Origin of the sequence: Mycobacterium sp., assembly GCF_046091765.1 — a bacterium.
Taxonomy (GTDB): domain Bacteria; phylum Actinomycetota; class Actinomycetes; order Mycobacteriales; family Mycobacteriaceae; genus Mycobacterium.
Map to the genome: position 1 here is coordinate 1 of NZ_JBJTCF010000070.1, position 12,020 is coordinate 12,020.

General features: G+C 71.4%; 10 protein-coding genes and 1 pseudogene. 8 read left to right on the forward strand and 3 right to left on the reverse strand.

Annotation, left to right across the window (positions count from 1 at the left end; all coding sequences use genetic code 11):
* Positions 1-13: 13 nt before the first annotated feature.
* Positions 14-310, reverse strand: a complete 297-nt coding sequence (locus ACKOB8_RS07225) for a chorismate mutase (protein WP_526376539.1) — start codon at positions 308-310, stop codon at positions 14-16.
* A 200-nt stretch (positions 311-510) separates the two neighbouring features.
* Between ACKOB8_RS07225 and pcrA the strand changes: the two genes are divergently transcribed.
* Positions 511-2,817, forward strand: coding sequence for a DNA helicase PcrA (pcrA, locus tag ACKOB8_RS07230; protein ID WP_526376540.1), 2,307 nt, complete (start codon positions 511-513; stop codon positions 2,815-2,817).
* Positions 2,818-2,824: 7 nt separating this feature from the next.
* Here the strand turns inward: pcrA and ACKOB8_RS07235 are convergent, their stop codons facing one another.
* Positions 2,825-3,667, reverse strand: a complete 843-nt coding sequence (locus tag ACKOB8_RS07235) for a M23 family metallopeptidase (protein ID WP_526376541.1) — start codon at positions 3,665-3,667, stop codon at positions 2,825-2,827.
* A gap of 194 nt (positions 3,668-3,861) precedes the next feature.
* Here ACKOB8_RS07235 and sucC point away from each other — a divergent pair, with 194 nt between their 5' ends.
* The 3 genes from sucC to ACKOB8_RS07250 are packed head-to-tail and all read left to right on the forward strand — an operon-like array spanning position 3,862 to position 7,476.
* Positions 3,862-5,040, forward strand: coding sequence for an ADP-forming succinate--CoA ligase subunit beta (gene sucC, locus ACKOB8_RS07240; RefSeq protein WP_526376542.1), 1,179 nt, complete (start codon positions 3,862-3,864; stop codon positions 5,038-5,040).
* Positions 5,041-5,042: 2 nt separating this feature from the next.
* Entirely contained in the window at positions 5,043-5,945 is a 903-nt protein-coding gene (gene sucD / locus ACKOB8_RS07245; protein ID WP_526376543.1) for a succinate--CoA ligase subunit alpha, read from the forward strand.
* Positions 5,946-5,952: 7 nt separating this feature from the next.
* A complete protein-coding gene (locus ACKOB8_RS07250; RefSeq protein WP_526376544.1) occupies positions 5,953-7,476 on the forward strand; it encodes an acetyl-CoA acetyltransferase in 1,524 nt (507 codons plus the stop codon).
* Here ACKOB8_RS07250 and ACKOB8_RS07255 read toward each other — a convergent pair.
* Positions 7,473-8,321 (reverse strand): LLM class F420-dependent oxidoreductase, encoded by an 849-nt coding sequence (locus ACKOB8_RS07255; RefSeq protein WP_526376545.1) that lies wholly within the window; start codon positions 8,319-8,321, stop codon positions 7,473-7,475. The two genes, ACKOB8_RS07250 and ACKOB8_RS07255, sit on opposite strands and share 4 nt — an antisense overlap.
* A 134-nt stretch (positions 8,322-8,455) precedes the next feature.
* On the opposite strand from ACKOB8_RS07255, the gene ACKOB8_RS07260 reads away from it, so the two are divergent.
* The 4 genes and pseudogenes from ACKOB8_RS07260 to purH all read left to right on the forward strand — a co-directional run.
* Positions 8,456-9,232 (forward strand): DUF5336 domain-containing protein, encoded by a 777-nt coding sequence (locus ACKOB8_RS07260; RefSeq protein ID WP_526376546.1) that lies wholly within the window; start codon positions 8,456-8,458, stop codon positions 9,230-9,232.
* A gap of 27 nt (positions 9,233-9,259) precedes the next feature.
* Positions 9,260-10,666 (forward strand): cell division protein PerM, encoded by a 1,407-nt coding sequence (locus ACKOB8_RS07265; protein WP_526376547.1) that lies wholly within the window; start codon positions 9,260-9,262, stop codon positions 10,664-10,666.
* Between the two features lie 10 nt (positions 10,667-10,676).
* Entirely contained in the window at positions 10,677-11,306 is a 630-nt protein-coding gene (purN, locus tag ACKOB8_RS07270; protein ID WP_526376548.1) for a phosphoribosylglycinamide formyltransferase, read from the forward strand.
* A 7-nt stretch (positions 11,307-11,313) separates the two neighbouring features.
* Positions 11,314-12,020: pseudogene (gene purH / locus ACKOB8_RS07275) on the forward strand (bifunctional phosphoribosylaminoimidazolecarboxamide formyltransferase/IMP cyclohydrolase); the annotation flags it as partial.

Here is a 12,020-nt window from a genome sequence, read left to right on the forward strand (position 1 = left end):
TTGATGGCCGGCGTCAGTGCCCGAGCCGGCCGCGGCCCAGGCGCAGCAGGAGCATCGCCAGGTCCTTGCCGTCCTGGCCGAGCTCGCTGTAGCGCTCGATGACCTTCATTTCGCGGCTGTGCACCAGCCGGGTGCCACCGGAGGCCATCCGCACCTTGCCGATCTGCTGGGAGACCTCGGTGCGGCGCCGGACCGCGGCGAGGATCTCGGCGTCGAGGCGGTCGATCTCGGCGCGCAGGGCGTCGATGCCGGACTCGGTGAGTTCGTCGGTGTTCATCTCGTCGTTCTCCTCGGGGGGTTCTGGTCTCATCCGGTCCGGGCCTCAACGAAAGAACGAGCCCCGGATCCGGCTGCGGACCGCGGGGCTGACAAATTGAGCAGCTAAGCCTCCACGGGCACCGTGAACCGGTACCCGTCGAAAAATCGCTGCATCTGCACGTCGAAGAGTGTGCCATCCCGTGGCGTGCCTACGCAAAGGGCGGTCGCCCGGCGGCGGTAGGTTGAGAGGCGATGACCGTGCACCTGCCCGAGGCTCCCGGCGGCGCCGCCGAACTGCTCGACGGGCTCAACCCGCAGCAGCGCCGGGCGGTGCTGCACGAGGGCTCCCCGCTGCTGATTGTGGCCGGGGCGGGCTCGGGCAAGACCGCGGTGCTGACCCGCCGGATCGCCCACCTGCTGGCCGCCCGCGACGTCGGCACCGGGCAGATCCTGGCGATCACCTTCACCAACAAGGCCGCCGCCGAGATGCGCGAGCGGGTGGCCGCGCTGGTCGGCCCGCGCGCGGCGAACATGTGGGTGTCGACGTTTCACTCCACCTGCGTGCGGATCCTGCGCAACCAGGCCTCACTGCTGGCGGGGCTGAACTCCAACTTCTCCATCTATGACGCCGACGACTCCCGCCGGCTGCTGCTGATGATCGGCCGCGACATGGGCATCGACGTCAAGCGGTACACGCCGCGGCTGCTGGCCAATGCGATCTCCACCCTCAAAAACGAACTGACCACCCCCGCGCAGGCCGCCGGGGCCCTGGAACCCGACGGCGACGACTTGGCCCGGATCGTCGCCGAGGTCTACGCCGAGTACCAGCGGCGGCTGCGCGCGGCCAACGCACTGGACTTCGACGACCTGATCGGGGAGACCGTCGCGCTGTTGCAAGCCCACCCGCAGATCGCGCAGTACTACCGGCGCCGGTTCCGTCACGTGCTGGTCGACGAATACCAGGACACCAACCACGCCCAGTACGTCCTGGTCCGCGAACTGGTCGGGACAGCGGCGTCCGACACCGACGCCGTGCCGCCGTCGGAGCTGTGCGTGGTCGGTGACGCCGATCAGTCGATCTACGCCTTCCGCGGCGCGACGATCCGCAACATCGAGGACTTCGAGCGCGACTTCCCCAGTGCCACCACGATCCTGCTGGAGCAGAACTACCGCTCCACCCAGACCATCCTGTCGGCGGCGAACGCGGTGATCGCCCGCAACACCGGCCGGCGGGAGAAGAAGCTGTGGACCGACGCCGGTGACGGCGAGCTGATCGTCGGCTACGTCGCCGACAACGAGCACGACGAGGCGCGCTTCGTCGCCGCGGAGATCGACGAACTCGCCGACCGCGCGCACCGCTACGACGACGTCGCGGTGTTCTACCGCACCAACAACTCCTCCCGGGCGCTGGAGGAGGTCTTCATCCGCGCCGGCATCCCCTACAAGGTGGTCGGCGGGGTCCGATTCTATGAGCGCCGGGAGATCCGCGACGTCGTCGCCTACCTGCGGGTGCTGGACAACCCCGGCGATACCGTGAGCCTGCGCCGGATCCTGAACACCCCGCGGCGGGGCATCGGCGACCGCGCGGAGGCGTGCGTGGCGGTCTACGCCGAGACCACCGGGTGCTCCTTCGCCGAGGCGCTGGCCGCCGCGGCGGCGGGTACGGTGCCGATGCTCAACACCCGCTCGGAGAAAGCGATCGCCGGCTTCGTCGACCTGCTCGAGGACCTGCGGGGCCGGGCCGCGGACGAGCTGGGCGACCTGGTCGAGGCGGTGCTCGAGCGCACCGGCTACCGCACCGAGCTGGAGAACTCCAACGACCCCCAGGATCTTGCCCGGCTGGACAACCTGAACGAGTTGGTCAGCGTCGCACACGAATTCAGCATCGACCGGGCTAATGCCGCTGCTGCCACTGCCGCCGCCACTTCGGCTCCCGGGGAGACCGACGAAGCCGACGCCCCGGCCGGTGTGCTGGCGGAGTTCCTCGAGCGGGTCTCGCTGGTCGCCGACTCCGACGAGATTCCGGAGAACGACGCCGGGGTGGTCACCCTGATGACGCTGCACACCGCCAAGGGCCTGGAGTTCCCGGTGGTGTTCGTCACCGGCTGGGAGGACGGCATGTTCCCGCACATGCGGGCGCTGGGCGACCCGACCGAACTGAGCGAGGAGCGGCGGCTGGCCTACGTCGGGATCACCCGCGCACGACAGCGGCTCTATCTCACCCGGGCCAAGGTGCGCTCGTCGTGGGGACAGCCGATGCTCAACCCCGAGTCGCGCTTCCTCGCCGAGATCCCCCAGCACCTCATCGACTGGCGGCGAACCGACCCCGGACCCGCCGCGGGCCGGTTCGGACCGTCACGGCCGGCGGTCCGGCCCACGGGCAAGCAGCGCCCGCTGCTGGTGCTGCACCCCGGAGACCGGGTCAACCACGACAAGTACGGCCTGGGCCGGGTCGAGGAAGTGTCCGGTAGCGGCGAGTCGGCGATGTCACTGATCGACTTCGGCAGCGCCGGGCGGGTCAAGCTGATGCACAACCACGCGCCGCTGCAGAAGCTCTAGTAGGACCTCAGCCGGTGTAGGGACCCACCGAGACGCCGCGGGCGGCCAGCCACGGAACCGGGTCGGTGGCGTTCGAGCCGCCGAGGAGCACCGAGAAGTGCAGATGCGGTCCGGTGGAGTTGCCGCGGTTGCCGATGGTGGCGATCTCGTCACCGGCGAACACCCGCTGGCCGACCTGGACCTGCCAGGAGTTGATGTGTCCGTAGCGGGTGACCGTGCCGTCGGCGTGCTGGAGCAGAACCCACGCGCCGTAGCCGGAGTTGGTGGGACCGGCCTCCTTCACGATCCCGTCGGCGGCCGCGTAGACCGGGGTGCCGACCGGGCCGGCCAGGTCGATGCCGTCGTGCAGGGCGCCCCAGCGGTAGCCGAAGCCGGAGGTGAACAGGGCCTTGGTGGGCAGGACGACCAGCGGCCGCTGCAGCAGGGCCTCGCGCTCGGCGCGCTCGGCGGCGTAGGCCGCCGCGCGGGCGAGTTCCTCGGCATGCACCGCGGCGTTCGCGGCGGGCTTGACGGCGATCAGCTGGACTCCGCGCGGCGGGGCCGGCGCGGTCAGCGAGGTCTTCTCAGCGGCGAGCACGGTGCGGGTGGTGACCGGCTGGTGGGCGGCGACCATCGTGTACGCCGCGGCGGCGGCCGCGCCGGCGGCCATCGCGGCGATCAGCGCGCGCCCCTTGGCGGCGCTGGTGGGCTGGCGGCGGTGCTGCGGGGTGCGCGGCAGGATGTCGGTGATCTCGGTGCTGCTGAACAGCGGGCGATCGCCGCCCGCGCACGACTCGACGCCGGTGTTCGTGTTCTGGTCGATCTCGTCAGTCGCGTCGAGCGGATGGGGAACCGTCGGTAACTGCGTCAAAACCAAATCCTTGCGTCGTGACCAAAGCGTTATCTAGACCGGGAAAAGGTAACCAAATTGAGACCTGAGTGGCAACTCGTACCGAAATTCGGCCCGGGATTGTGACGTGGATCACCGCTATCGGCCGGGCCGGGCCGGTCGCGGGCGGGATGTATAAAGTCACCCCCGACACAGACTCCGCCTGAAAGGCAGCCATGGACCTTTTCGAGTACCAGGCCAAGGAACTGTTCGCCAAGCACAACGTGCCCACCACGCCGGGCCGGGTGACGGAGTCGGCCCAGGACGCCAGGGCCATCGCCGCCGAGATCGGCCGGCCGGTGATGGTCAAGGCCCAGGTCAAGACCGGCGGGCGCGGCAAAGCCGGCGGGGTGAAGTACGCGGCGACCCCCGAGGACGCCTTCACCCACGCCACCGCCATCCTGGGCCTGGACATCAAGGGCCACATCGTGCGCAAGCTGCTGGTGTCCGAGGCCAGCGACATCGCCGAGGAGTACTACCTCTCCTTCCTGCTCGACCGGGCCAACCGCCGGTATTTGGCGATGTGCTCGGTGGAGGGCGGCATGGACATCGAGGAGGTCGCGGCCACCAAGCCCGACCGGCTGGCCAGGGTCCCGGTCGACCCGGTGAAAGGCGTGGACGTCGCCTTCGCCCGCTCCATCGCCGAGCAGGGCCACCTGCCCGCCGAGGTGCTCGACGCCGCGGCGGTGACGATCGCCAAGCTCTGGGAGGTCTTCGTCGCCGAGGACGCCACCCTGGTCGAGGTCAACCCGCTGGTGCGCACGCCCGATGACCAGATCCTGGCGCTGGACGGAAAGGTCACCCTCGACGGCAACGCCGACTTCCGCCACCCCGACCACGCGCAGTTCGAGGACCGCGCGGCCACCGACCCGCTGGAGCTGAAGGCCAAGCAGCACGACCTCAACTACGTCAAGCTCGACGGCGAGGTGGGGGTGATCGGCAACGGCGCCGGGCTGGTGATGTCCACCCTGGACGTGGTCGCCTACGCCGGCGAGCGGCACGGCGGGGTCAAGCCGGCCAACTTCCTTGACATCGGCGGCGGCGCCTCGGCAGAGGTGATGGCCGCCGGTCTGGACGTGATCCTGGGCGACGCTCAGGTCAAGAGCGTGTTCGTCAACGTCTTCGGCGGGATCACCGCCTGCGACGCGGTGGCCAACGGCATCGTCGCGGCGCTGCAGATGCTCGGCAAAGAGGCCAACAAGCCGCTGGTCGTCCGCCTTGACGGCAACAACGTCGACGAGGGCCGGCGCATCCTGGCCGAGGCCAACCATCCCCTGGTGACCCTCGCCGAAACCATGGACGAGGGCGCCGACAAAGCCGCCGCACTCGCCTTCGCCGCCGGAAAGAAGGCCTAGCCGTGTCGATCTTCCTCAACAAGGACTCCCGGGTGATCGTGCAGGGCATCACCGGCGGCGAGGCGACCAAGCACACCGCGCTGATGCTCAAGGCCGGCACCCAGGTGCTCGGCGGGGTCAACGCGCGCAAGGCCGGCACGACGGTGTCGCACACGGGCAAGACCGGTGCCGCCGTCGAACTGCCGGTGTTCGGCTCGGTCGCCGAGGCGATGGACAAGACCGGCGCCGACGTGTCGATCGCGTTCGTGCCCCCGCAGTTCGCCAAGGACGCCGTCATCGAGGCGATCGACGCCGGGATCGGCCTGCTGGTGGTGATCACCGAGGGAATCCCGGTGCAGGACACCGCCTATGCGTGGGCCTACAACGTCGCCAAGGGCGAGAAGACCCGCATCATCGGGCCGAACTGCCCAGGCATCATCACCCCCGATGAGGCACTCGTCGGCATCACCCCGGCCACCATCACCGGCAAGGGACCGATCGGGCTGGTGTCCAAGTCGGGCACGCTGACCTATCAGATGATGTACGAACTGCGCGACATCGGCTTCTCCACCGCGATCGGCATCGGCGGCGACCCGGTCATCGGCACCACCCACATCGACGCGATCGCCGCCTTCGAGTCCGACCCGGAGACCGAGTTGATCGTGATGATCGGCGAGATCGGCGGCGACGCCGAGGAACGCGCGGCCGACTACATCAAGGCCAACGTCCGCAAGCCCGTCGTGGGCTACGTCGCCGGGTTCACCGCACCGGAGGGCAAGACGATGGGCCACGCCGGCGCGATCGTGTCGGGCTCGTCGGGAACGGCGGCGGCCAAGAAGGAGGCCCTGGAGGCCGCCGGGGTGCGGGTCGGCAGGACCCCGTCGGCGGCCGCCGCGCTGGCCCGGGAAATCCTGACCGGCGCGTGACGACGCGGTGAGTGCGCGCACGCCGGTGCTCGTCGGCGTCGGCCAGTTCACCGAACGCCTCGAGGACCCCGACTACCGCGGATGCTCGTCGGTGGAACTGGCCACCGCCGCCGCGCGCGCCGCTCTGGAGGACACCGGCGCCGACCCGGCCCGGGTGGCCGAGGCGATCGACACCGTGGTGGGGCTGCGGCAGTTCGAGATCTCCGCTCGCACCCCCACGCCGCTGGGCGCGTCGAACAACTACCCGCGCTCGGTGGCGGGACGGATCGGCGCGGCGCCGCGCCGCGCGGTGCTCGAACCGATCGGGGGACAGGGCCCGCAGCACGCGGTCACCGAGTTCGCCGCCGCGATCGCGGCCGGGGACGCCGACGTGGTGCTGGTGCTCGGCTCGGAGAACGGGTCCACGCTGCGCTACTTCGCCGACCGTCCGGACAAGCCCGACCACTCCGAGACCGTCGCCGGCCAGCTCGAGGACCGCGGCTACGGCTACGAGGGCCTCTTCGACGACTACACCGTCGCCCACGGCATGATCGGCGCGCCCGCGCAGTACGGGCTGCTGGAGAACGCCCGCCGCGGCCGGGTCGGGCTGGGCGTGAGCGACTACCGCCGGGCGATGGCGGAGCTGTTCGCCCCGTTCACCGCCGTCGCCGCGGCCAACCCGTACGCGTCGGCCCCGCGGCGGCGGTCGGTCGAGGAGCTCCTCACCGTCGGCCCGGGCAACCGGATGATCTGCGATCCCTACCCGCGGCTGCTGGTGGCCCGCGATCAGGTGAACCAGGGCGCGGCGGTGCTGCTGATGTCCGAGCAGTCCGCCCGCCGCCTCGGCGTGCCGCGCGAGCGGTGGGTGTATCTGCGCGGCCACGCCGACGTGGTCGACCAGTCGCTGCTCGACCGCGCCGACCTGAGCTACAACTCGGCGTCGATCCTGGCCGTCGACGAGGCGCTGCGGATGGCCGGGGTGGGCGCGGACGGCGTCGCGACCTTCGACATCTACAGCTGCTTTCCGGTGGCGGTGTTCAACTTCTGCGACGGCACCGGGGTGGCCGGTGATGACCCGCGCGGACTGACCCTGACCGGCGGGCTGCCCTACTTCGGCGGTCCGGGCAACAGCTATTCGCTGCACGCCATCGCCGAGACCGTGCAGCGAATGCGCAGCAGCCCAGGCGATTTCGGTCTCGTCGCGGCCAACGGCGGTGTGCTCAGCAAGTACTCGGTGGGGGTGTACTGCACGGATGCGGCCGAGTGGTCGCCGCACGACAGTGCCCACCTGAGCGCGCAGGTCGCCGCGCGCCCCAAGGTCGCGGTGACCCGCCGCGCCGAGGGTGCGGCGACGGTGGAGACGTACACGGTGCGCTACGACTGGCCGGTGCGCACCGGTTTGATCGTCGGGCGCCTGGACGCCGACGGCAGCCGCTTCCTGGCGCTGAGCGAGGACCCCGACCTGGTCGGGCTGCTCAGCGGGGGAGAGCCGCTGGGGGCGCGGATCACCGTGCGCCACGTCGACGCCGGCAACCGCGCGGTGGCCGCCTAACGCAATGCGGCCAGCTTGCCGGCCAGCCGCTCGACGTAGGCGGCGACGTCGTCGGCCGAGCGGTCGGGCAGGCCGAAGAGAACCTCGGTCACCCCGATCTCCCGCCAGTGCTCGAGCTTCTCGGGCACCGGCTTGAAGTCCAGCGCGACGATCTGCGGCGCGCCGTCGCGCCCGGCGGCCGCCCAGGTGTCCTGCAGCATCCGCACCGGCTCGTCGATGACGAAGTCGCGCGGCGTGGTGATCCAGCCGTCGGCGGACCGGGCGATCCAGGCGAAGGTCTTCTCGGTGCCGGCCGCCCCGACGAGCACCGGGATGTGCGGCTGCACCGGCTTGGGCCAGGCCCAGCTGGGCCCGAAGCTGACGTACTCGCCCTCGTAGGCGGCCTCCTCGGCGGTCCACAATTCGCGCATCGCCTCGATGTACTCGCGCAGCATCGTGCGCCGCCGGCCGGGCGGCACGTTGTGGTCGGCCAGTTCGTCGGTGTTCCAGCCGAACCCGACCCCCAGCCGGACCCGCCCGCCGGACAGATGGTCGAGGGTGGCGATGGTTTTGGCCAGGCTGATCGGGTCGTGCTCGACCGGCAGCGCCACCGCGGTGGCCAGCCGCACCCGCGAGGTCAGCGAGCACGCCGTGGCCAGGCTGACCCACGGGTCCAGGGTGCGCAGGTAGCGGTCGTCGGGCAGCGACTCGTCGCCGGTGCCGGGGTGGGCGGCCTCGCGCTTGACCGGGATGTGGGTGTGCTCGGGGACATAGAAGGTGGCGAACCCGTGGTCCTCGGCGAGGGTGGCCGCCGCGGCCGGGGTGATGCCGCGGTCGCTGGTGAACAGGACGAGGCCGTATTCCATGCCCAGAATTAGAACGTGTTCTATTGCCGCGGGCAAGCGCGCCGGTGCGGCGCGGCCGTCGCGCTCGGCGGCGGCGCGGCTTTGGTGCGCTAGCGTAGGTCCGGACGTCAGGTCCGGCACCGTGAGGAGAGACCATGACTTACCCGGGGACGTACCCGAGCGCCACCCCGTCCGGCCCGGGTTATCCGACCCCGCCACAGCCCGGCGGTTACGGTGCTCCGTTCGCCCCGGGTTTCCCGCCCTCCCCGAACCGGCCCTCCAAGACCCCCGCGCTGCTGACCGCCGCCGTGGCGGTCCTGGGCATCGCCGCCTACCTGGCCAGCTTCGGTCCGCTGCTGAGCATCAACACCGACATCGGGCCGTTCGGCGGGGCGGAGTTCACCGCCAGCGGCCTGAGCTACTGGACGGTGGCGGCGCTGCTGGCCGCGTTGCTGGCCGCGGTCGCGCTGCTGCCCAGGGCCAAGTCCTACACCACGGTGACGGCGGTGGCCGCCGTGCTGGGCGTGCTGCTGGTCATCGGCCAGATGGTCAACCGGCCCACCGGCTTCGCCATCGGCTGGGCGCTGTGGCTGGTGCTGGCCTTCACGGTGCTGCAGGCGATCGCCGCGGTCGGGGCGCTGCTGCTGGAGACCGGCGTGATCACCCCGCCCGCACCGCGCCCGCAGTTCGGGCAGTACGGCCCGCCGCCGGGGTACTACTACCCGCCGGGCCAGCCGGGCCAGCCGGGTCAGCCGGGCGGCTATCCCTACGGTGGCCCGGTTCGGTTCGACTCAGGCTTCGACTCCGGAGACGGCCCGTCCACCCCGCCCACCGGGTTCCCCGCCGCCGAGAACCGGCCCACGCCATCCCCGTCGCCGTCCCCGCAGCCCGAGCCGGAGGCGCGTCACCGGTCGGGTTCCGAACCCTCCTGATCGACGGTCATTTCCCGCCCACCCCGGATGGAGGACAGGTCCCGAACGGCACCCGGCGCGCCGCAGCCGCGTGACCTGGTTCGGGTCGCCTTCGGGCCATCACTGGTCGCCCTCGTCGTCATCGCGGCGCTCACGCTGCTGCAACTGGTCGTCGCCGACAGCGACCTGACCGGGACGCTGGGTGCGGTGGCCAGCATGTGGCTGGCCGTGCACCTGGTGCCGGTGACGATCGCCGGCCAGCAGATCGGGGTGCTGCCGCTGGTGCCGGTGGCGGCGATGGTCTGGGCCACCGCCCGCGACACCGCGCGGATCACACCCGCGCAGGGGTCGTGGCTGGTGATCCGCTGGATCGTGGCCTCGGCGGTGGGTGGTCCGCTGCTCATCGCGGCCATCGCGCTGGCGGTCGTCCACGACGCGGCGTCGGTCATCACCGACCTGCAGACCCCCGCCGCGCTGGGGGCGTTCGCCGCGGTGGCCGCCGTGCACGGGCTGGGCGCGCTGTTCGGCGTGGGGTCGCGGGTCGGCCGGCGGGTGCTCACCCGCGCGGGCCTTCCGGTCTGGGTGACCGACGCGATCCGCCCGGCGCTGGTCGGGGTGGCCGCACTGCTGGTGCTCTCGGCGGCGGTGGTGGCCGCGTCGCTGGTCGTGCACTGGGGCACCATGCACGAACTGTTCGGCATCACCGACTCGTTCTTCGGCCAGCTGAGCCTGACCGCGCTGTCCCTGCTGTATCTCCCCAATGTCGTGATCGGCGCGGCGGCGATCGCGGTGGGCTCCAGCGCGCACATCGGGTTCGCCACCTTCAGCGCGTTCACCGTGTTCGGCGGGGACATCCCCGCGCTGCCGATCCTGGCCGCGGCCCCCACCCCGCCGCTGGGGCCGGTGTGGGTGGCGCTGCTGATCGTCGGGGCCTCGGCCGCCGTGGCGATCGGCCAGCAGTGCGCCCGCAGACCGCTGCCCAGGCGCGCCGCGTTCGCCAAGCTGGCGGTGGCGTCGCTGCTGGCCGCGGTCATCATGGCCGTGCTGGGCTGGGCCGCCGGGGGCCGGCTGGGCAACTTCGGCCGGGTCGGGGTCGACCAGGCCACCTTCGGCCCGGCGGTCTTCCTGTGGTTCTTCGTCATCGGCGCGCTGACGGTGGTGATGGCCGGCGGCATCACCACCAAGCCCGCGACCAAGCCAGCCGCCGAGCCGGCCGCCGAGCCCGAGCCGGCTGATCCCGAACCGGAGCCCGACTCCGACAGCGACGCCACCGCCGCCCTCGCGGTCGAACGTGACGACGACGTCACCTCCGGCGAGCAGGAGCCTGAGCCCCCGCCTGAGCCCGCCCCACCGCCGGTGGTCACCCCCGTGGTCACCCCGGCGCCCGACGCCGAGGACGTCGAGGACCTGATGTTCGTCGACGAGGACCGCGACGTCGAAGTCGACCCCCGTTAGGCTCGACGCCGTGCCCGAGCCGATCCGCGTGCCGCCCTGCGCGCCGGCCCGGCTGGTGGTGCTGGCCTCGGGAACCGGGTCGCTGCTGCAGGCGCTGCTCGACGCCGCGGTCGGGGACTACCCGGCCCGGGTGGTCGCCGTCGGCGCCGACCGTGACTGCCACGCGGCCGAGATCGCCGCCGCCGCGAACCTGCCGGCCTTCACCGTGCGGCTGGCCGAGCACCCCGACCGGGCGTCCTGGGACGCCGCGATCACCGACGCGACCGCGGCCCACACCCCCGATCTGGTGGTGTCGGCGGGCTTCATGAAAATCCTTGGCCCGCAGTTCCTCTCCCGCTTCGCCGGCCGGGTGGTCAACACCCACCCGGCGCTACTGCCGGCGTTCCCGGGGGCGCACGCGGTGCCCGATGCGCTGGACTACGGTGTGAAGGTCACCGGTGCCACCGTGCACCTGGTCGACGCCGGCGTCGATAGCGGCCCGATTCTGGCCCAGCGGGCCGTCGACGTGCACGACGGCGACGACGAGCAGGCCCTGCACGAACGGATCAAGGTCGTCGAGCGGCGGCTTCTGGTGGACGTGCTCGCCGAGCTGGTCACCCGCGGTGTGACCTGGACGGGAAGAAAGGCGACCCTAGGATGAGACCAGCATGACCGCACGGACCCTGATCGGGCGCAGGCCCATCCGCCGCGCCCTGATCAGCGTGTACGACAAGAGCGGGCTGATCCCGTTCGCCCGCGGACTGCACGAGGCCGGGGTGGCCATCGTCTCCACCGGCTCGACCGCCAAAGTCATTGCCGACAAAGGCATTCCGGTCACCCCGGTGGAGTTCGTCACCGGATTCCCCGAGGTGCTCGACGGCCGGGTCAAGACCCTGCACCCGATGATCCACGCGGGTCTGCTGGCCGACACCCGCAACCCCGAGCACCTCGCCGCGCTGGAGCGGCTCAAGGTCGAGCCGTTCGACCTGTTGGTGGCCAACCTCTACCCGTTCAGTGAGACGGTGGACTCCGGTGCGGAGATCGACGAGTGCGTCGAGCAGATCGACATCGGCGGTCCGTCGATGGTGCGCGCGGCGGCCAAGAACCACGCGAGCGTGGCGGTGGTGGTCGAGCCGCTGGGCTATGACGGCGTGCTCGCCGCCGTGCGCGGCGGCGGTTTCACCCTGGAGGAGCGAAAGAAGCTGGCGGCGTTGGCGTTCCGGCACACGGCCGAATACGACCTCGCGGTGGCCGGCTGGATGGGGTCGGTGCTCGCACCCGAGCACGGTGATGCGCCGGACTTCCTGCCGCCCTGGTTCGGACGCAGCTGGCGGCGCTCGTCGCTGCTGCGCTACGGCGAGAACCCGCACCAGCG

Bases quoted from the DNA above. Each gene is read 5' to 3' on its own strand.
- ACKOB8_RS07265 (WP_526376547.1), top strand. From the start codon at position 9,260: ATGGAGGACAGGTCCCGAACGGCACCCGGCGCGCCGCAGCCGCGTGAC.
- sucC (WP_526376542.1), top strand. From the start codon at position 3,862: ATGGACCTTTTCGAGTACCAGGCCAAGGAACTGTTCGCCAAGCACAAC.
- ACKOB8_RS07225 (WP_526376539.1), bottom strand. From the start codon at position 310: ATGAGACCAGAACCCCCCGAGGAGAACGACGAGATGAACACCGACGAA.
- pcrA (WP_526376540.1), top strand. From the start codon at position 511: ATGACCGTGCACCTGCCCGAGGCTCCCGGCGGCGCCGCCGAACTGCTC.
- ACKOB8_RS07255 (WP_526376545.1), bottom strand. From the start codon at position 8,321: ATGGAATACGGCCTCGTCCTGTTCACCAGCGACCGCGGCATCACCCCG.
- ACKOB8_RS07260 (WP_526376546.1), top strand. From the start codon at position 8,456: ATGACTTACCCGGGGACGTACCCGAGCGCCACCCCGTCCGGCCCGGGT.